Here is a 19,703-nt window from a genome sequence, read left to right as displayed (position 1 = left end):
GGGGACGCTCCTCGCATGAACCCCGACGCCGTACCCCCCACCGAGACGGTCCGCCCCGACTGGGCCGGCATCGACCGGCTGCCCACCGCCGACCTGCTCCGCCTGATGAACGCCGAGGACCGTACCGTCCCCGCGGCCGTCGCCGGGCAGTTGCCGCGGATCGCTGCCGTGGTCGACGCGGCGGCGGCGAGGATGGCGCGCGGCGGACGGCTGGTCTACGCCGGAGCGGGCACGGCCGGGCGACTCGGCGTGCTGGACGCCGCCGAGTGCCCGCCGACCTTCGGCACCGACCCCGGCCTGGTGACGGGCCTGATCGCAGGCGGCCGGAGCGCCGTGACGGAGGCCGCCGAGGGCGCCGAAGACCGCACCGACCTCGCCGAGGCCGACGTGGCGGCGCTCTGCCCCACCCCGGCCGACACCCTGGTGGGCATCTCGGCCTCCGGCCGCACCCCGTACGCACTCGCCGCCGTCCGCGCCGCCCGGGCCGCCGGTGCGCTGACCGTCGGGCTGGCCTGCAACCGGGGCTCGGCGCTGGTGGCGGCCGCGGAGTTGGGGATCGAGGTGGAGGTCGGCCCGGAGGTGCTGGCCGGGTCCACCCGGTTGAAGGCGGGCACCGCACAGAAGCTGGTGCTCAACATGCTGTCCACGGCCGTGATGATCCGCCTCGGCCGGACGTACGGAAACCTGATGGTCGATCTGCGGGCCACCAACGCCAAGCTCCGCGAGCGTACCCGACGGATCGTCGCCGAGGCCACCGGCGCCGACGCCCGGACGGTCGACCGCGCTCTCACCGCCGCCGACGGGCGGACGAAGGACGCCATCCTGCTCCTGCTCGCCGACCTGGACGCGCCCGCCGCCGCCCGGCTCCTCACCGCCTCCGGCGGACGGCTGCGCGAGGCCCTCCGACTCGCCCGCCACCAGGGACCACTGCCCGGGTAGCCGGCCAGCCGGACGGCCGCGACCGTCACTCGGGGAAGACGGGGTTCCCGTCCGCACCGATCCACGGCCACCGGTCCAGCCCTGGCCCCGCTCCCGACCCCGGCCCTGACCTCGACCTCGGCCCCGGCCCCGGCTCTCGGCCGACGGCCCGCCAAACAGCATGCGCCGCAGCGAACTTCACGTCACCGGGGCCGGTGTCCGCCGGCGCCGTGACGATGTCGACGACGGAGACGAGGACGCCCCGGTCCTCCTCGGGCAGACGCATCAGCGCGTACCAGACACCTTCCCGCGCCTCCTCCCGGAGCCCTTCCTCCTCGACGAGGCCGGCGTCCATCCGGACCCCCGGTTCGGCGGCCACGGCGACGTGCACCGCGACCTCGGCGAACCGCGCCCATCGACTGGTCTGGCGCCGCAGCCGGTAGGCCCCCTCCACGGGTCACGCCCTCCCGTACGTCCTCGGAACCGGAACCGGAACCGGAACCGGCACCGGCACCGGCACCGGCACCGGCCCCCGCACTACCCCAACCGCAGGTCCGCCGCCGCCACGACCTCCCCCAGTCGCGGGAAGTCCAGCTCCACCGAGGCCCGGTGCTCCGCCTCCGTCAGCCCGGTCATCGCGTCCTCGACGAACACCAGCCGGTAGCCGTGGTCGGCGGCCGCGCGGGCGCTCGACTCCACGCCGAGGTTGGTGGCGATCCCCGTGAAGACCAGCGTCTCCACGCCCCGGGCCCGGAGCATTTCGTGCAGCCCGGTCCCCTGGAAGGCGCCGATGGTGCGCTTCACGACGACCTCGTCGGCCGCCGCCTCGACCTCGGCCACCAGCCCGCTGCCGGGCGGCTGCTCGGCGACGCCCGGCCGCTCGACCCGCACCGCGACGACGGGGGCGCCGGCGGCGCGGAAGTCCTCGGCGAGGCGCAGCGAGGCCGCCACGACGTGCGGACCGGAGTGCGGCGCGAGCTGGTTGGCGACGATCCGGTCCATCAGGTCGATCAGGACCAGGGCCGTGCTGCGGGGATCAAGGGCGGTCGAGGTGGTCATGGCGGTCACGCTAGCCCATCCCCCATTACCCGCCCGGCCCTGCCCCACCTCGGACCGATGCCCCTCAGGCCGAACCCTCCGCCGCCTCCCGCGCGATCTCCGCCCGGAAGCCCTCCACCAGCACCCGCAGCCCGTAGTCGAAGTCGGCGTCGTGGTCGGTCATCCGCAGCACGTCGGCGGCCTCGCTCAACAGCGGCAGGTCGCGCAGCGCCTCGTCCGGGAACGGCGGCCGGGTGCGCTGCGCGGCGTCCTGCCGCCAGGCCTGTTCCTCGGTGACCCAGCCCATGATGTACCGGTCGACGGTCAGCAGCAGCCGCAGCGCGGTGCGCGGGCGCAGCCCGGCCCGGCACAGCGCGCTCAACTGTGCTTCGACGGCCGGGAGTTCGTCCTCGGTGGGCAGGGTTCCGGCGTGCACCCGGGCGCCGTCGCGGTAGGCGAGCAGGGCGCTCCGCTTGGCGCGGGCGTCGGCGGCGATCCATTCGGGCCAGTGCTCCGGGGCCGGTTCCCGGTCGGGCGGGAGGGCCTCGGCGAGCATCGCCTCGGCCATCAGGTCGAGCAGCTCCCGCTTGTTCTTGAAGTGCCAGTACAACGCCGGCGACTGCACGCCGAGCTCCCGGGCGAGCCGGCGGGTGCTGAGCCCGTCGATGCCCTCCTCGTTGAGCACGCGCAGTGCGGTGCGCACCACCTCGTCGCGTTGCAGCGCCATCCGATCGGCCTCCCGGTTATCCGCTTGCAGGGCCCACCTTATCGACGATAAGTTCCGACCCTGAATTTATCAGCGATAAGGACGCAACGATCCGGCCGCCACACGACCGCCGCGACGACCAAGGACCCCACATGCCCTCAGGAACGGACCGCCCCCGGTCCCGCCTGCTGCCCGACACCACGCCCTGGCGCACCTCCCGGGACTTCCGCCTCACCTGGACCTCCGGCACGGTCACCCTGCTCGGCTCGGTCTTCACCATGACCGCGATCCCACTGCAGATCGCCGACCTCACCGGCTCGCCGCTCGCCGTCGGAGCCGTCGGCGCGGTCGAACTCGTGCCCACCATCCTGTTCGGCCTCTACGGCGGCGTGCTCGCCGACCGCGCCGACCGCCGTACCGTGGCTCTGGCCGCCGAGGTCGCGCTGGCCGCGCTCAGCTCCCTGCTGCTGGCCAACGCCCTGCTCGGAGCGCCCGCCGTCTGGCCGCTCTACCTCGCCGCCGGCCTGGCGGCGGCCGTCCAGGGCGTCCAGCAGCCCTCGGTGGACGCGATGATCCCGCGGCTGGTGCCGCCCGAGCAGCTGGTCGCGGCCGGGGCGCTGCTCTCGCTGCGTTGGAGCATCGGCGGGGTGGCGGCGCCGGCGGCCGCCGGGCTGCTGATCGCGACCGCCGGAGCCCCGGCGGCGTACCTGGTCGACCTGACCACCTTCCTGCTGTCGATCGCCCTGCTCGCCCGGGTGCGGCCCGTCCCCTCGACCCGGGACGCCGAAGCGCCGCCGCTGCGCGACCTCGCCGAGGGCGTCCGGTACGCGGCCCGCCGGCCGGACCTGCTGGGCACCTACCTGGCCGACCTCGCCGCCACCGTCTTCGCCCTGCCCACCGCCCTGTTCCCCTTTCTCGCCGGGGAGTTGGACGCGACCTGGGCGCTCGGCCTGCTCTACTCCGCGTCCGCCGCGGGCAGCCTGCTCGCCGCCGCCACCGGTGGCTGGACGGAACGGGTGCACCGGCACGGGCGACTGGTGCTGTTCTCGGCCGCCCTGGTCGGCGCGGCCACCGCCGCGGCCGCCGTCGCCCCGGGCCTGTGGGCCGTGCTGCTCTGCCTGGCCGTCGCGGGCGGCGCCCACTGGATCGGCGACACCTTCCGCAGCGCCATCTGGAACCGGTCCATTCCGGACGAGCTCCGCGGCCGCGCCGCCGGCCTGGAGCTGCTGATCGGCTCCGCCGGGCCGGCCCTCGGCGATCTCCGGGCCGGCGGCCTCGCCGCCCGCCAGGGCATCCGGGCCGCCCTGGGCACCGGCGGCCTGCTCTGCCTGGGCGCCGGCACCGCCCTGGCTGCCGCCCTCCCGGCGCTCTGGCGGTACGACCAGCGCGAGCCGCAGACCCGACAGGCCCAACAGGCCCGGCAGACCCGGCAGGCCCAAGAGGCCCGGCAGACCACCGAGCCCGGCGCGTGACCGGCCCGCCCCGCCCCGTACGGTCCTCACGCGCTCCCGCCTTGACGCGAATACACCGCTCCGCACGAACCGGCTTGACCAGCCGCCCCACCCGACGGTTGGCTCACCGGAGCCGGCCGCCGGGGAGTTCGACGCCACCACAGCCCCGGCGCCACCAGGCGCCACCGTCGAGGCGGCCCGGCCGTTCCCAAGGGGAGGGACTCAGATGACCCACGCACGCACCGACAGCACCACCCGCCGCACGCTGCGCGCCGCCTGCGCACTCGGCGCGGCCACGGCCCTCGCACTCACCACCGCCCAGGCGGCGCAGGCCGACCCGCACCGGAAGCCCGGCACCGAGCGGGTCTCCGTCGGCCTCGGCCAGGCCCAGCCCGACGGTGCCTCGCACGCCGCCGGGCTGAGCGCCGACGGCCGCTACGCCGTGTTCACCTCGGCGGCCACCAACCTGGTGCCCGGCGACACCAACGGCGCGAGCGACGTCTTCGTCCGCGACCTGCGGACCGGCCGGATCGAGCGGGTGAACACCGGACCGGACGGCGCCCAGGCCGACGGCGCCTCCTTCGAGGCCGCCATCAGCGGCAACGGCCGCTACGTCGCGTTCAGCTCCTCCGCCACCAACCTGGCGCCCGGCGCGAACCTCGGCCACGACGACGTCTACGTCCACGACCGCTGGACCGGCGAGACCACCTTGGTCTCCGTCGGCGAGGAGCCCGCCCGGCCCAACCGGCCGGGTCAGCCCACCCAGCAGGGTCAGCCGGGTCAGCAGACCGGACCGCAGAAAGACAAGTTCTCCGGCCACCCCTCGCTCAGCTGGGACGGCCGCTACATCGCCTTCCAGTCCAACCGCTCCGACCTGGCCCCCGGTACGGTCACCTGGCAGGGCGCCAACATCTACGTCCACGACCGCTGGACCGGGGAGAACCGCCTGGTCAGCGTGGGCGCGGACGGCAAGGAGGCGAACGGCTCCTCCGCTTCCCCGGTGATCAGCGCCGACGGCGGCAGCGTCGCCTTCATCTCCAAGGCGAGCAACATCATCGCCGCCGACAAGCCCGGCGCCGCCCTCGCCCCGGAGGCCGCCGGACGGCTCGGCGCCGAGTCCGGCCAGGAGTCCGACGAGCAGTTCGTCGACGCCTCCCGGACCGACCGCTCCCCCGCGCCCTCCCCCGCCGCCTCCCCCGCCCTCGGCACCTCTCCCACCCCCGGCTCCCCGCTCGCCCCCGACGAGCACCCGCAGCTCCTCAAGCCGCGCCTCTACCCGCTGTACGTGCGCGACCTGCGCGCCGAGGAGACCACCCTGGCCAGCCCGGACGAGAAGGGCGGCTACCGCGGCGCCGACTACCCCTCGCTCAGCGCCGACGGCCGCTACGCGGTCTACTCGACCTGGGTGCAGCACGGCGACAACTGGTGGGAGCGGCACTTCGAGGTGTACGTCCGGGACTTGGAAGCGGGCACCGACACCCTGATCAGCGCCGGCCTGCCCGGGACGAAGACCACCGGTGACTCCTTCAACGGCCGACTGACCGCCGACAACCGCTGGGTGTACTTCGACTCCACCGCCGCCAACCTGGTGCCCGGCGACACCAACGGCGTCGGCGACGTCTTCCGCCGCGACCTGTGGACCGGCCGCACCGAGCGGGTCAGCGTGGCCGCCGACGGCTCGCAGAGCACCGGCGCCTCGTACGACCCGTACGTCGACGCCCGCGGCACCACGGTGGTCTTCACCGCGGAGGACGGCACCCTCGTCCCGGGCGACACCAACAAGGCGTCGGACGTCTTCGCCCGTCGTCTGCCCCGCTGACCCCGGTACAGCGGCGCCCGGCGGCCGACCACCCGCCGGCCGGCCGTGGGCACCCCAACCGGCATACCACCACCAGGAGTTGATCCTCCCTCCCGGCCGCGGCGGCGACCGCCCCGACGAGCAGCTCGGACGCGCGCTCCCCGCCGCGGCCAGGACGGAACGGCCGGCACCGGCACCCCCACCGCGCGCCGCACCGCGCGCCCCCATCCGCGCGCCCCCATCCGCGCGCCCTCTTCGACCCGCACGCCCACTGCTGGGTCGACGTCAAGCGAAATCTTGCCCCACCCGTGTTGACTGACGTTTTGTCAATAATTCACCAACCCCTGTCTACCCGCATAGACCCGCTGGTGGTGACATGGACACACACCGCCCGGCAGTCCGTGCCGGGCCCGTGACAGGGAGCTCCCCACATGCTTCGTGCCCACCGACTCGCCCCCGCAGTCGCCACCGTGGTGCTCGCCGCGGCCGCCCTCGCGACCGCCGGCACCGCGCACGCCGCCCCCACGGCCCCCGCGCACGCCCGCGCCGCCCTCGACGCCACCTGCTCGCAGGCCTACCTCCCGCTGCCCGACCCGTCCTGCACCCCCGGCGCCACCAACCCGGACGTCACCCAGGACACCATCGACTCCACCATCTGCGTCGGCGGCTACAGCACCTCGATCCGCCCCTCCACCTCGTACACCAACCGCCTGAAGGTCCAGCAGATCGCCCAGTACGGCTACGCCGACACCAACACGGCGGACTACGAGGAGGACCACTTCATCCCGCTGTCCCTCGGTGGCCACCCCACCGACCCGCACAACCTCTGGCCGGAGCCGCACTACGCCACCGGCTCCAGCGGCCAGGGCTCCACCGACAAGGACGCCGTGGAGTACAAGCTCTACCGCGCCGTCTGCAACCACCAGGTGGACCTGGTGCCCGCCCAGCAGGCCATCGTCACCGACTGGACCACCGCGCTGTCCGTCCTCGGCCTCGGCTGACGATCTGCCGTCCGGCGCGGGCCCTCCCCTCAGCCCTCACAACCCGAGGGCCCGCGCCGACGCCCGCACCGGGGACGGGAGTTCGGTCCGTCCGCGCAGGTAGCAGTCGACTGCCGCGGCGGCCGCCCGGCCCTCGGCGATCGCCCAGACGATCAGCGACTGGCCCCGCCCGGCGTCCCCGGCGACGAACACCCCGTCCGCGGCGGTGCCGAACCCGTCGTCCCGTTCCAGGGTGCCCTCCGGCCCGATGCCCAGCCCGAGTTGGGCGTACAGCGGCTGGTCCGGCTCCGGCCCGCTGAAGCCCAGCGCGAGCAGCGCCAGTTCGGCCGGGAGCACCCGTTCGCTGCCCGCCCGGGGGCCGCGGTCGCCGGGTTCGGCCTCGGCGTAGCGAACGGCCGCCAGCCGACCGTCCGGCCCCGGCTCGAACCCGACCGTGACCGCCGCGAACACCCGGCCCCCGGCCTCCGCCGACGACCCCGCCGCGTCCCCCACCGACGGCCCGGACCGCCCCGACCGCCCCGGCGACCCCGACGCCCCCGGCCGCCCCGCCAACTCCTCGTGCGAGGTGGTCTCCCGGTACACCTTGGGGTGGACCGGCCAGGGCTGGGCCGGCCCCCGCCGCTCCGGCGGGCAGGGGTTGATGTCCAGCTGGGTCACCGAGACCGCACCCTGGCGCAGCGCCGTCCCCAGGCAGTCCGAGGCGGTGTCCCCGCCGCCGACCACCACCACCCGCCGCCCCGCCGCGGACAGCGGCGAGACCTCGCGGTCCCCCTCGTCCACCCGGTTCGCCCAGGTCAGGTATTCCATCGCCGGGTGCACCCCGGCCAGCGCGCAGCCGGGCACCGCCGGCACCCGCCAGGCACCGGCACCCACCGCGACCACCACCGCGTCGTACCCGGCCCGCAGCTGCTCCCCGGTGACGTCCTGCCCGGCCCACACCCCGGTGCGGATCTCGGTGCCCTCGGCCCGCAGCTGGTCGAGCCGCCGCTCCAGTCGGTGCTTCTCCAGCCGGAACGGCGGGATCCCGTAGCGCAGCAGCCCGCCCGCCCGGTCGGCCCGCTCGTACACGGTGGTGGCGTGCCCGGCCCGGGTCAGCTGCTGGGCGGCGGCCAGCCCGGCCGGTCCGGAGCCGATCACCGCCACCCGCCCGCCCGGTTCCGGCCGCTCGGGCGGCTGGGGGGCGTCCCAGCCCTCGGCCAGGGCCCGGTCGGCGATCGCCAGTTCCACGTTCCTGATCGTCACCGCGGACCCGTCGATCGCCAGCACGCAGGCGCTCTCGCAGGGCGCCGGGCAGAGCCGCCCGGTGAACTCCGGGAAGTTGTCGGTCGCCAGCAGCCGGGCGGCCGCGGCCCGCCAGTCCCCGTCCGTCACCAGCCGGTTCCACTCCGGTATCAGGTTCCCCAGCGGGCAGGCCGCGTGGCAGAACGGCAGCCCGCAGTCCATGCAGCGTTCCGCCTGCCCGCCGACCACCGGCAGCAGAGCCCCCGGCCGGTACACCTCCCGCCAGTCCCCCAGCCGCTCCCGCGCGTCCCGCCGCGCCCGCTCCGCGCGCGGGGTGGTGAGGAAGGCCATCCGCTCTGCCATCAGGGCCTCCGGCGGGCCGTACCGAATGGGACCGGCGGCCCACCCGGCGGCACGCCACCGTGTGGCCACCGTACGCCCACGAAGCGGCGCGCGACACCCGCGGCGGCCGGAATCCGCGCCCCGCCCTCCACTGCCGTGAGCACGCCAGGGAGAATCTCCTCCATGACCCACACCGTGCTGATCGCCGAGGACGACCGCGCCATCCGCGACTCGCTCACCCGCGCCCTCACGCTGGAGGGCTACCGGGTCCGGATAGCCGCGGACGGCACCCAGACCCTGGCCGTCCTGGCCGAGCAGCGCCCGGACGTCCTGGTGCTCGACGTGATGATGCCCGCGCCGGACGGCCTGGAGGTCTGCCGCCGGCTGCGCGAGTCCGGCGACCGCACCCCGGTGCTGATGCTGACCGCCCGGGTCGAGGTCCCGGACCGGATCGCCGGACTGGACGCCGGGGCCGACGACTACCTGGTCAAGCCCTTCGACGTGGACGAGCTGTTCGCCCGGCTGCGCGCCCTGCTGCGCCGCAACCCGCCGCCCGAGACCGCCCAGGACGTGCTGACCGTCGGCGACCTGCGGGTCGAGCCGCCCGCCCGCCGGGCCTGGCGCGGCGGCGCCGAACTGGAGCTGTCCCGCACCGAGTTCGACCTGCTGGAGCTGCTCGCCCGGAACACCGGTGCCGTCCTCGACCAGACCACCCTGTACGAGCGGATCTGGGGCTACGACTTCGGCCCCGGCTCGAAGAACCTCGCGGTCTTCATCGGCTATCTGCGCCGCAAGCTCGACCGCCCCGGTCTCACCCCGCTGATCCACACCGTCCGCGGCGTCGGCTACACGCTGCGCGAGCCGTGACCGGCCCGGCGGCCCGCCGCCGCCGACTGCCCCGCCCGGGCCTGCGCACCACCCTCTCGCTCGCCTTCGCGGCGATGGCGGCGCTGGTCGCGGTGGTGATCGGCACGCTCGGCTACCACGCGGCGGCGGCGCTGATCCTCGACGACGAGTCGGCCGACTTCGACTCGGCCGTCCGCGCGGTCAGCGGCCAGGTCGACCGCCAGAAGCTGTTCCCTGGGGACTTCAACAGCCCGAGCGGGCTGAGCGAGCAGCTGCTGCACCCGATCCGGGTCACCGCGCAGGCCCTCGACTCCCACGGGGCCATCCTCCCCGGCACCGCCCACCTCGACCTGCCGACCACCGCGGCCGAGCGCGAACTCGCCGGCGCCCAGGAACCCGCCCGGACGGTGACCGACGTGCGCCGGGTCGGCAGCCGGACCTGCCGGGTGGGCGTGGTCTCGCTCGGCGGCGGCCGGGGAGCGGTCCAGGTCATCCTGCAACTCGACGACGTCGAGGAGCTGTTGGAGGTGCTGCGGCACCAGATGGCGGCCGTGGTGGCCGGCGTCGTGCTGGTCGCGGGCGGGTCCGGCTGGCTGGTCGCCGGACGGATCACCGGTCGGCTGGTCCGGCTCACCGATGCCGCCGAACGGGTCGCCGCCAGCGGCCGCCTGGACGTCCGGGTGCCCGCTTCCGGACGCGACGAGGTGGGCCGGCTCGGCCGCGCCTTCGAGCGGATGCTGGTGCGCCTGGCCACCGCGAAGGAGAACCAGCGCCGCCTGGTCCAGGACGCCGGGCACGAGCTGCGCACGCCGCTGACCAGCCTGCGCACCAACCTCTCGGTGCTGCCCAGCATCGAGCGGCTGCCGCCCGCCGAGCGCGCCGCGCTGCTCGCCGACCTCTCCGAGGAGGCCCGGGAGCTGACCCAGCTGGTGGAGGAGCTGGTGGCGCTCGCCGCCGACCGCAAGGCGGACGAGGACCCGGTCGAGGTGGTGCTGGCGACGGTGGTCCAGGAGGCCGCCGCCCAGGCCCGCCGGCGCAGCGACCGGGAGATCACGGTGGACGCGGACGGCACCGTCGTCGTCGCCCGCCCGGACGCGCTGGCCCGCGCGGTGGGCAATCTGCTGGACAACGCGGCCAAGTTCGACCCGGCCGGGACCTCCCCGATCGAGGTGGTGGCGCGCGGCCCGCGCGTCGAGGTCCGCGACCGCGGCCCGGGCATCGACGCGACCGACCTCGACCGGGTCTTCGACCGCTTCTACCGGGCCACCGCGGCCCGCAGCCTGCCCGGCTCGGGTCTGGGCCTGGCCATCGTCGCCGAGGTGGCCCGCTCGCACGGCGGCACCGCCTACGCCGCCAACCGGGACGGCGGCGGCGCGGTGATCGGCTTCACCCTCGGCTCCTGAGACCCGGCGGAGCGGGGCCCGACCGACACCGGGGCGGGCCGGGCGCGACGATTGCGACGCACCCGGCCCGCCTCGGAAGCCCGTCTCAGACCGCGGCCAGCAGCCCCCGGCCGAGCCAGTCGGCGTCGTCCTTCACGCCCGGCAGGACGAAGAAGTACCCGCCGCCGGTCGGCGAGATGTAGTCCACCAGCGGCTCGTCGATCAGCCGGGTCTGGGTGGCCTCGAACTGCCGTGCCACGTCCTGCTGGTAGCAGCAGAACACCAGGCCCATGTCCAGGTTGCCCGCCTTGTCGACGCCCCGGTCGTAGTTGAAGCCGCGGCGCAGGATGCGCGAGCTGTCGGTGTCGGCGGTGCGCGGGTTGGCCAGGCGGATGTGGGCGTTGAGCGGGATCGCCTTGCCGTCCGGGTCCTTGCCGTAGTCCGGCGCGTCGTTCTCCTGGTGCCCGTCCAGCGGCGCGCCGGTGTCGCGGCGGCGGCCGAACATCTTCTCCTGCTCGCTGAGCTTGACCCGGTCCCAGAACTCGATCAGCATCCGGATGATCCGGATCACCTGGTAGCTGCCGCCGGTCGCCCAGGCGGGCTCGCCCGCGCCGTCGGTCACCCAGACCAGCTTGTCCATCTCCCGGGTGGAGGTGGTGTCCGGGTTGACGATGCCGTCCTTGAAGCCGAGCAGGTTGCGCTGGGCGCCGTCCGGGCGGGACTGGTTCTGGAAGCCGTCGATCCGCCAGAGGATCTGCAGCGCGCCGCGGGTGTGCCGGGTGATGTCGCGCAGCGCGTGCAGCACGGTGTCCTGCCGGTCGGCGCAGATCTGCAGCGAGAGGTCGCCGTGCAGTTCGCCGGGCTGGAGGTTGTCGTTGGGGAAGGTCTTCATCGGCGTCAGCTTGACCGGCTTGGCCTTGGCCAGCCCGTAGCGGTCGTCGAACAGCGAGGCGCCGACGCCCACGGTGACGGTGAGGTTGTCGGTGGGCACGGTGGGGCCGAGTATGCCGCTGTCCGAGGGCGGGGCGCCGACGCCGAGGTCGGGCGGGGTGCCGCCGGCGGTCAGGAAGCGGATCCGCTCGGTCAGCGTCTTGAACAGGTCCTCCAGGGCCTTGCGGTCCTGGGCGATGACCTGGCAGGAGACGAAGGCGGCGTAGCCGGGGGCCTGGGTGGTGACGCCGGCCTGGTGGTCCCCGTGGAACGGGACGGCCCCGGCCTTGGCCTGGTGGCTGTCCCCGGCGGCGGCCGGTTCGGCCCCGAGGGTGAACGCCCCGCCGGCCAGGACGGCGGCCCCGGCGCCCGCGCCGAGCGCGGCCCGGACGAAGCTGCGCCGGGCCGGACCGGCCGGGCAGCCGCCCTGGTCCGCTATCGGTTCGGCGGCAGCGGCGTGCGGGAACGGGCAGGAGCCGGTGGCTGCGGTGTGGTCGGTCATCAGGCGGCCTTCCGGATCTCGAGCAGGGCGGGGACGGGCGAGAGGTCTTCGAGCAGCTGGCCGGTGGCGCCGTTGAGCTGGCGGCGGGCGTCGCCGGGCAGCTTGTCGAGCGGGGTCCAGCCGTCGGCGGTGTGGGCCGCGGCGACGAGGTCCCCGACCCGCTTCATCCCGGCGTTGACCCGGACCAGCACCTGCGGGTCGCGCTCGTCGAGCAGCGGCTGCAGGAGGGTCAGCAGTTCCTGGGTGCCGGCCAGGTTGGCCTGGGTGGTGGCCAGGTTGGTGCCGCTGCCCATGTCGGTGTCGCCGGTCAGCTCGAACTGGAGGGTGTTCTCCAGGATCTCGTGGGCGCGCAGCGGGAGGTCGCCCGGGTCGAAGTCCTGGGTGGGGAAGTCGTGCACCAGCTTGGCGACGTTCTGGGCGAGCTCGTCGGCGACGGGCGTCAGGTCGGCGGCGGACTGGCCGTGCCACAGGCCGTACTCCAGCCTCAGGAAGCCGGTGAAGCCCGGGTCCTGGGCCTTGTCGGCGTAGCCGTCGGCGCGGCCGTCGATCTTCTTGTCGAGGTCGGCGAAGGTGCCGTAGGCGGCGCCGAGCGAGGCGTACTGGAGGTGGGCGGTGAGCCAGTCGGCCTTGGCCGCGTTGAGGTCGCCGCCGTGCACGTCGGCCTGGACCTTCTGGGTCTGTGTCATCAGGGTCGCGAGGCCCTTGTTGACGTAGTCCTTGTAGCTGTCCAGCGGGGCCTTGAGGTCGTCCTCGGAGACCGGCTTGACGGCCTTGACCTCGGCGCCGCCGGAGACGTGCACGGTGGCGGAGGTGACGCTGGTGCCGCCGGTGGGCACGCAGCGCCAGGCGTAGTCGCCGGAGCCGATGGTGGCGGTCAGCGCGCGGGTGGTGCCGGGGGCCAGGCCCTCGATCTCGCCGTAGACCGAGCCGGTGCCCGGGTTGACCAGGTAGACCTCGGAGACCTTGTCACCGGTGTTGTGCATCTGGAACACCTGCTGGCCCGGCTGGGGGCTGTCGAAGCCCTTGCCGCACTCCTTCTCGGAGACCGCGACGGTGGCGGAGCCGTCCTGCTTGCCGTCGCTGACGGCGATCACGGCGCCGGCCACCACGACCGGCACGGCGACCAGCGCGGTCGGCAGCACCCAGCGCGGCCGCCCGGTGCGCACCGGCTCGGCCGGCTCCGCGTCCGCCGCGTCCGTCCCGGCCGCCTCGGGCTTCGCCTCCGCGGTGGCGGTGGCGGCCGGGGCCGCCTTGCCGCCGCGCACGCCCTCGATGAAGAGGGTCATCACGATGCTCAGGTAGGCGATGTAGCCGACGACCTGGAGGACCGTCATGGTGACGGTCAGGTTGAGGGTGCCCTGGACCAGCGTGGCGTACCAGGAGGAGGCGTCCAGGTGTCCGCTCAGGTCGAAGGCGTACGTGCCGCCTCCGCCGATCAGCCCGGACTCCTGGAGGTCGCGCAGGCCGTAGCCGAGCACGCCCGCGGCGACCACGATCAGGCCGGCGCCGGTGATGGTGAAGAACTTGGTGAGGTTCATCCTGAGGGCCCGGCGGTACAGGCCCCAGCACAGTCCGACGGAGAGCAGCAGGCCGACGGCGGCGCCGGTGATCGGTCCGGTGGACTCCCCGGCGGTGCGGGCGTTGGTCCACAGGAAGAGCGAGGTCTCCAGGCCTTCGCGGGCGACGGCGAGGAAGCTGGTGAGCACCAGCGCGCCCGCGCCCATCGTCAGTGAGGTCTGGACCTTCTCCTTGATGTCGGCGGAGAGGGTGCGCGCGGAGCGGCGCATCCAGAACACCATCGCGGTGACGAAGCCGACCGCGATCAGGCTCAGCACCCCGCCGAACGCCTCCTGGGCGTGGCCGGAGAGGTTGGCGGCGGTGAAGGTGAGCACCGCGCCGAAGCTGAGGCTGAGCGCGACGGCCGCCGCGACGCCCGTCCAGACCTGGGGGAGCCGGTCCTTCTGACCGGCCCGCACCAGCGTGGCGACCAGGATCGAGACGATCAGGCCTGCTTCGAGTCCCTCGCGCAGCCCGATCAGAAAGCTGGGAAACGCCTCATCCCACATGCAGCGGGCTCCTCCCCCGGGCCGCCCCGGGTTGTACCTGTCGTCGGCGTACCACCGAAGGTGACGGCGGCACGGCACAGCGAACGCCCCGGACAGAGCATCCAGGGCGTTTCGCTTAGCTTAGGCAAACCTTAGCGGGAGCGCAGTCAACTGCACCTCTCGTTCAGGTAAGGGTTCGGTATGGGAACACCCATGCGCCGGACAACTCCGCACGTCGCCGCCGCCGAGGGGAGGGCCGGGTCACCCCCACCACTGCTCGGGTGCCGCCTCGGCCCCGGGCTCCGGAGGGGCCGTCACCGGTTCGGCGCAGCGCACCAGCAGCTCCCCCTCCTCCGCCTCGGTGACCAGGAAGCCCCGGTCCCGCAGGACGAGCGCGGCCGCCCCGCTCAGCGCCGCCCGCACCGGACCGGACGGCGGCCCGTCCGCCTCCGCCCCCGGGGACCAGCCGACCGCCACGCCCTCGGGGTGACGGTCGATCGACAGCGGTGAGGCGCCCGGCGCGGTGTCGAACCCGGCGCGGGCCAGGGCCTCGGTGACGGAGTCGAGGAGTTCACGGTGATCCACCATTGGCGCAGCGTAGGCCCGGCCCCGCGCGGCGCCCGGACGCGGCGCGCGCCGAAACGCTTCAGCTGCACCCGGGCGCAGCATCGGCCCCGGCCGCCCGGCCGGCTGCCAGCCGATCGGGCGTCAGCAGCCCCCGTCCGGCCCGACACGAGCGGCCGGACGGCCCGATGGACGTGCACAGTCGGCCCCCTGCCGACAGCATGACAGAGTAAGCGCTCCATCACCCTGAGCAACGGGTCCAGCGAACCTCCCAGGTCCGCGCGCCGGTCCGCCCGGCGGACCCGTATCGAGAGGTCCCATGATCACAACACTTCGCCGGCCGGCGTCCTCGCCGACGGGCCTCCACGCCGGCACGCCGAGAACGCCGGGGAGCCCGTCGTGAGAACCGACCAGCAGTCGCAGCCGGGACCGGTGACCAGCACCCGCGCCAAACCGGCCAACCCGGCCGAAGCCCTCGCCGACTGGGCCGACGGCCGGCTCGGCATCTACTCCCTCGCCAAGGCCAACCTGCGCAAGATCTTCCCGGACCACTGGTCCTTCATGCTGGGCGAGATCGCGCTCTACACCTTCGTCATCATCATCCTGACCGGCGTCTGGCTGACCCTCTTCTTCAACCCGAGCATGGGCGAGGTCGTCTACGACGGCTCCTACGTCCCGCTCAAGGGCATCCGGATGTCCGAGGCCTACGCCTCGACCATCAACATCAGCTTCGAGGTCCGCGGCGGCCTGCTGATGCGCCAGATCCACCACTGGGCGGCCGTGGTCTTCATCGCCTCGATGCTGACCCACATGCTCCGGGTGTTCTTCACCGGCGCCTTCCGCAAGCCCCGCGAGATCAACTGGGTCTTCGGCGCGCTGCTGCTGTTCCTCGGCATGTTCGACGGCTTCATGGGCTACTCGCTGCCCGACGACCTGCTCTCCGGCACGGGCATCCGGTTCATGGAGGGCGCGGTCCTGGCCGTCCCGATCGTCGGCACGTACCTGCAGTTCTTCATCTACGGCGGCGAGTTCCCGGGCACCGCCATCATCCCGCGGCTGTTCACCGTCCACATCCTGCTGATCCCCGGCATCATGGTCGGCCTGCTCGCGGCCCACCTGATCCTGGTCTTCTACCACAAGCACACCCAGTTCGCCGGGCCCGGCCGGACCAACCAGAACGTGGTCGGCATGCCGCTGATGCCGGTCTACATGGGCAAGGCCGGCGGCTTCTTCTTCCTGGTCTTCGGCGTGATCTCGTTCATGTCGGCGATCGCCACGATCAACCCGATCTGGGCGTACGGCCCGTACCGGCCCGACCAGGTGTCGACGGACGCCCAGCCGGACTGGTACATGGGCTTCTCGGAGGGCCTGATCCGGGTGATGCCGGGCTGGGAGATCAGCGTCTGGGGCGGCCACACCCTGAACCTCGGGGTGTTCATCCCGCTGCTGGTCTTCCCGACCGTCCTGATGGCCATCTGGTGCTGGCCGTTCCTGGAGGCCTGGGTCACCGGGGACCGCGGCGAGCACCACATCGCCGACCGTCCGCGCAACCACCCGGTCCGCACCGGCTTCGGCGTGGCCTGGATGGGCCTCTACCTGATCCTGCTGGCCGGCGGCGGCAACGACCTGCTGGCGACCCACTTCCACCTGTCGATCAACGCGATCACCTACGCGGTGCGGGCCGGCTTCTTCGCCGTGCCGGTGGCCCTCTTCGTGATCACCAAGCGCTGGTGCCTGGGCCTGCAGCGGCGGGACAAGGAGAAGGTGCTGCACGGCCGGGAGACCGGTGTGATCAACCGGCTGCAGCACGGCGAGTTCATCGAGGTGCACGCGCCGCTGCCGCAGGGCCGGCTGTACACCCTCACCTCGCACGAGCAGCCCGAGCCGGTCGAGCTGCAGCCCGAGGTGGACGAGAACGGCGTGGCCCGCCGGGCCGGCCTGTGGACCCGCACCCGGGCCAAGCTCTCCCGCGGCTTCTACGGCGAGGGCAGCCAGATCCCCAAGCCCACCGTCGAGGAGCACGAGGAGATCACCAGCGGCCACGGCCACCACTGACCGCGCTCCCGCCACGACCAGGGCCCGCCGCACCGGAGGAACGGTGCGGCGGGCCCTCGGCGTCGCGCGTTCAGCCGCGCAGGGCCGCCGGGACGACGGCGAACAGCGCCGCCGCCAGGGTGACGGAGAGGCAGAGCGCCGCCCAGCGGGTGCAGATCCGGCGGCACTCGGCGCGGTAGCGGGCGGCCAGTCGGCGGCAGCGGTCGACGGCCCGGTCGACGACCTCCTCGGCGTAGCGCAGGCGGTCCGCGGCGTAGGCGTGTTCGAGGCCCTCCCGCTCCGCGTCGGGCAGCCAGGGGAACTGCGCGGCGAAGGCGCGGGCGTCCCGCTCGGCCGCCGCGACCTCCGCCTCCCAGGCCAGGAAGCCCTCGATGCGGGCGATCTCCACCCGGGGGTTCACCCGGCCGCCGCCGGCCGGCCTGCCCTGGCGCGGGGTCCGCACCCGCGGCGGACGCTGTCTGCCACCCATGACCGCTCCTCAAGTCCTGTCGAACCGTCCCGCCGGGATTCCTGCGGGGACGGGCTTCCACGTGAAGCCGCTCCGCGACCAGGCAACTACTACCAGCGACGAACCGCAGGTGGCAGGCGGCTCGCCACGACCCCAGAGGCCCGGGGAAACTTGCGTGCCGCGCACTATTGCGTGCCGCGCACTTTCTGCGCGACAGTGGTGCCATGACGGACGGACAGCCCGGGCTGCGGGAACGGAAGAAGGCCGCGACGCGGGAGGCACTCAGCTGGGCGGCCCTGAGCCTTGCGGTGGAACGGGGCCTGGAGAACGTCCGGGTCGAGGACATCGCGGCCGCGGCCGGGGTCTCCCCGCGCACCTACAACAACTACTTCTCCAGCAAGGCCGAGGCGATCGTCCACCGGCACCGCGACCGGATCCTGCGGGCCGCCGAGGCCCTGCGGGCCCGCCCGGCGGAGGAGCCGCTGTGGGAGGCACTGACCCAGGCCCTGGTCGAGCCCTTCGACGGCGCGGAGGAGGAGCCCGCCCCGGGGTGGATCGCCGCCGTACGGCAGCTGCTGCGCGAGCCCTCGCTCCAGGCCGAACTGGTCCGCGGCGGCGCGCGGACCCGGGCCGAGCTCACCGCCGCGATCGCCGCCCGCACCGGCACCGACGCCGACCGTGACCTCTACCCGAAGCTGGTGGCCGCGGCCGCGCTCTCCGCGATGCAGGTCGCCAGCGAGCACTACCTGGCCGCCGATCCGGTGGTGGCCTTCAAGCCGCTGTTCGCCGAGACCCTGCGGCAGCTGGCGGCCGGGCTGCCCGATCCGTCCACCCGGTGAACCCACCACTTCCGAGGGGGAATTGAGATGACCAACGAGGTCGTCATCGTCGGCGCCGGCCCGGTCGGGCTGTTCCTGGCCGCCGAACTGGCACTGGCCGGAGTCCGGCCGGTGGTCCTGGACCGGCTGCCCGGGCGCTCCGGCGAGCAGAAGGCCAACGGGCTGGTCGGGCAGGTGCTCCGGCTGCTCGACCACCGCGGCCTCCACCAGCCGCTCAGCGGCACCCCGGGCGCGCCGCAGCCCGTACCCCGGTTCGTGTTCGGCGCCTTCCCGCTGGAGCTGCACCGGCTCGCCGCCAACCCGCTGCACGCCGCGCCCGTGCCGCAGCACCGGATCGAGGAGGTCCTGGAGGCGCGGGCCCTCGAACTCGGCGTCACGGTCCTGCGCCGCAGCGAGGTCACCGGCTTCACCCAGGACCCGACCGGGGTGACCGTCGACCTCCATGGCCCGGACGGAGCACGGCAGTTGCGCACCCGCTACCTGGTCGGCGCGGACGGCGGCCGCAGCACCGTGCGCAAGCTCGCCGCGATCGGCTTCCCCGGCGTCACCTCGCCCGACCCGGTCTCGCGGATCGCCCACGTGGTGCCGCCCGAAGGGCTGCGCGCCACCGCCGACGGCGAGGTCCTGCTGCCCGACTGCCCGACCCCGTTCCGCCCGTACACCCACACCCGCACCGAACACGGCGTGTTCGTCATCGCCCCCTTCAACCCGGACGCCGTCATGATCGCCACCATGGAGTGGGGCGGCCCGCCGGTGGACGAGGCGGACCCGCTCACCCTGGACGAGCTGCGCGCCAGCATCCGCCGGGTCACCGGCGCCGACCTGCCGCTCACCCCGGCCCGTACGGCGGGACCCTTCACCCCGCGCCGCACCGTCGGCCACAACACCCGGCTCGCCGAGCGCTACCGCGAGGGCCGCGTCCTGCTGGTCGGCGACGCCGCCCACGTGCACGCCGCGACCGGCGGCCCCGGCCTCAACCTCGGCCTCCAGGACGCCGCCAACCTCGGCTGGAAGCTCGCCGCCGACCTCCGGGGCTGGGCCCCGCCCGGCCTGCTGGACAGCTACCAGAGCGAGCGCCGGCCGGTCGGCGAGCGGGTGTTCATGCACTCCCAGGCCCAGACCGCCCTGATGGCCCCCGGCCCCGCCACCACCGCGCTGCGCGCCCTGGTCGGCGAACTGATCGCCCACGACGACAACCTCGCCCGGATCGCCGCCCTGATGGCGGGCAGCGACGTCCGCTACGCCACCGGCTGCCCGCACCCGCTCGCCGGGGGCTTCGCCCCGGAGCTCGCCCTAGACACCCCGGCCGGGAGCACCCGCCTGGCCGAACTCGCGCGCAGCGGGCGGCCCTTGCTGATCGACCTGACCGGCGGCACGCTCGGCCTCGCGGACCGGGCGGCCGGCTGGAAGGACCGGGTCGACGTCCTCGCCGCCGACCGCGCCCCGGCCCAGCCGCCTGCCGGAGCACTGCTGCTGCGCCCGGACGGCTACGTCGCCTGGGCCTGCGCCCCCGGCGAGGCCGACCCGGAGGGGCTGGAGCGGGCGCTGCGCGACTGGTTCGGCGAGCCGCGGATCTGAGTACCCGCACCCGGGCGGACTGAGTACTCCTCCCCTGCC

General features: G+C 74.3%; 17 protein-coding genes. 9 read left to right on the top strand and 8 right to left on the bottom strand.

Annotated elements, in window-relative coordinates; all coding sequences use genetic code 11:
- Window positions 1-15 precede the first annotated feature (15 nt).
- A complete protein-coding gene (gene murQ, locus ABTY61_RS24815; protein WP_350507250.1) occupies window positions 16-939 on the top strand; it encodes an N-acetylmuramic acid 6-phosphate etherase in 924 nt (307 codons plus the stop codon).
- Window positions 940-964: 25 nt separating this feature from the next.
- Here murQ and ABTY61_RS24810 read toward each other — a convergent pair whose 3' ends face one another.
- The 3 genes from ABTY61_RS24810 to ABTY61_RS24800 all read right to left on the bottom strand — a co-directional run bounded on the left by ABTY61_RS24810 (window position 965) and on the right by ABTY61_RS24800 (window position 2,683).
- Window positions 965-1,372 carry a hypothetical protein gene (locus ABTY61_RS24810; protein ID WP_350507249.1) on the bottom strand — a complete coding sequence of 136 codons (408 nt, stop codon included), beginning with the start codon at window positions 1,370-1,372 and terminating at the stop codon, window positions 965-967.
- 83 nt (window positions 1,373-1,455) lie between these two features.
- A complete protein-coding gene (locus ABTY61_RS24805) occupies window positions 1,456-1,977 on the bottom strand; it encodes an isochorismatase family protein (protein WP_350507248.1) in 522 nt (173 codons plus the stop codon).
- A 64-nt stretch (window positions 1,978-2,041) separates the two neighbouring features.
- A complete protein-coding gene (locus ABTY61_RS24800) occupies window positions 2,042-2,683 on the bottom strand; it encodes a TetR/AcrR family transcriptional regulator C-terminal domain-containing protein (RefSeq protein WP_350507247.1) in 642 nt (213 codons plus the stop codon).
- A 131-nt stretch (window positions 2,684-2,814) separates the two neighbouring features.
- Here ABTY61_RS24800 and ABTY61_RS24795 point away from each other — a divergent pair, with 131 nt between their 5' ends.
- The 3 genes from ABTY61_RS24795 to ABTY61_RS24785 all read left to right on the top strand — a co-directional run bounded on the left by ABTY61_RS24795 (window position 2,815) and on the right by ABTY61_RS24785 (window position 6,912).
- Entirely contained in the window at window positions 2,815-4,134 is a 1,320-nt protein-coding gene (locus tag ABTY61_RS24795) for an MFS transporter (RefSeq protein ID WP_350507246.1), read from the top strand.
- A gap of 205 nt (window positions 4,135-4,339) precedes the next feature.
- A complete protein-coding gene (locus ABTY61_RS24790) occupies window positions 4,340-5,932 on the top strand; it encodes a TolB-like translocation protein (protein WP_350507245.1) in 1,593 nt (530 codons plus the stop codon).
- A 410-nt stretch (window positions 5,933-6,342) separates the two neighbouring features.
- Window positions 6,343-6,912 (top strand): hypothetical protein, encoded by a 570-nt coding sequence (locus ABTY61_RS24785; RefSeq protein ID WP_350507244.1) that lies wholly within the window; start codon window positions 6,343-6,345, stop codon window positions 6,910-6,912.
- Window positions 6,913-6,948: 36 nt separating this feature from the next.
- Here the strand turns inward: ABTY61_RS24785 and ABTY61_RS24780 are convergent, their stop codons facing one another.
- Window positions 6,949-8,496: a glutamate synthase subunit beta gene (locus ABTY61_RS24780; RefSeq protein ID WP_350507243.1), complete on the bottom strand. Its 1,548-nt coding sequence runs from the start codon at window positions 8,494-8,496 to the stop codon at window positions 6,949-6,951.
- Window positions 8,497-8,658: 162 nt separating this feature from the next.
- Here ABTY61_RS24780 and ABTY61_RS24775 point away from each other — a divergent pair, with 162 nt between their 5' ends.
- Together ABTY61_RS24775 and ABTY61_RS24770 are read left to right on the top strand one after the other, a co-directional pair.
- Entirely contained in the window at window positions 8,659-9,342 is a 684-nt protein-coding gene (locus ABTY61_RS24775) for a response regulator transcription factor (protein ID WP_350507242.1), read from the top strand.
- Window positions 9,339-10,724 (top strand): HAMP domain-containing sensor histidine kinase, encoded by a 1,386-nt coding sequence (locus tag ABTY61_RS24770; RefSeq protein ID WP_350507241.1) that lies wholly within the window; start codon window positions 9,339-9,341, stop codon window positions 10,722-10,724. Before ABTY61_RS24775 ends, ABTY61_RS24770 begins: the two co-directional genes overlap by 4 nt.
- Before the next feature lie 85 nt (window positions 10,725-10,809).
- On the opposite strand, the gene efeB is transcribed toward ABTY61_RS24770, so the two are convergent.
- The 3 genes from efeB to ABTY61_RS24755 form a co-directional block, all read right to left on the bottom strand.
- Window positions 10,810-12,135: an iron uptake transporter deferrochelatase/peroxidase subunit gene (gene efeB, locus ABTY61_RS24765; RefSeq protein ID WP_350507240.1), complete on the bottom strand. Its 1,326-nt coding sequence runs from the start codon at window positions 12,133-12,135 to the stop codon at window positions 10,810-10,812.
- Complete coding sequence (efeU, locus tag ABTY61_RS24760; RefSeq protein WP_350507239.1) at window positions 12,135-14,201, bottom strand: iron uptake transporter permease EfeU; 2,067 nt, start codon at window positions 14,199-14,201, stop codon at window positions 12,135-12,137. The genes efeB and efeU overlap by 1 nt, the downstream gene beginning before the upstream one ends.
- A 240-nt stretch (window positions 14,202-14,441) precedes the next feature.
- Window positions 14,442-14,768 carry a hypothetical protein gene (locus ABTY61_RS24755; protein ID WP_350507238.1) on the bottom strand — a complete coding sequence of 109 codons (327 nt, stop codon included), beginning with the start codon at window positions 14,766-14,768 and terminating at the stop codon, window positions 14,442-14,444.
- A 408-nt stretch (window positions 14,769-15,176) separates the two neighbouring features.
- Between ABTY61_RS24755 and qcrB the strand changes: the two genes are divergently transcribed.
- On the top strand, window positions 15,177-16,799 hold the full coding sequence (gene qcrB, locus ABTY61_RS24750; protein WP_350507311.1) for a cytochrome bc1 complex cytochrome b subunit: 1,623 nt from the start codon (window positions 15,177-15,179) through the stop codon (window positions 16,797-16,799).
- Between the two features lie 70 nt (window positions 16,800-16,869).
- On the opposite strand, the gene ABTY61_RS24745 is transcribed toward qcrB, so the two are convergent.
- Window positions 16,870-17,268: a cytochrome C oxidase subunit I gene (locus tag ABTY61_RS24745; RefSeq protein WP_350507237.1), complete on the bottom strand. Its 399-nt coding sequence runs from the start codon at window positions 17,266-17,268 to the stop codon at window positions 16,870-16,872.
- A gap of 203 nt (window positions 17,269-17,471) precedes the next feature.
- On the opposite strand from ABTY61_RS24745, the gene ABTY61_RS24740 reads away from it, so the two are divergent.
- Both ABTY61_RS24740 and ABTY61_RS24735 read left to right on the top strand, forming a co-directional pair.
- Window positions 17,472-18,086 (top strand): acyl-CoA-like ligand-binding transcription factor, encoded by a 615-nt coding sequence (locus tag ABTY61_RS24740; protein WP_350507236.1) that lies wholly within the window; start codon window positions 17,472-17,474, stop codon window positions 18,084-18,086.
- A gap of 27 nt (window positions 18,087-18,113) precedes the next feature.
- Window positions 18,114-19,664, top strand: a complete 1,551-nt coding sequence (locus tag ABTY61_RS24735; protein ID WP_350507235.1) for an FAD-dependent monooxygenase — start codon at window positions 18,114-18,116, stop codon at window positions 19,662-19,664.
- Window positions 19,665-19,703 lie beyond the last annotated feature (39 nt).

This window comes from Kitasatospora sp. NPDC096128 (assembly GCF_040303105.1).
Taxonomy (GTDB): Bacteria; Actinomycetota; Actinomycetes; order Streptomycetales; family Streptomycetaceae; genus Kitasatospora.
This window is presented reverse-complemented; position numbering and strand designations above follow the sequence as displayed.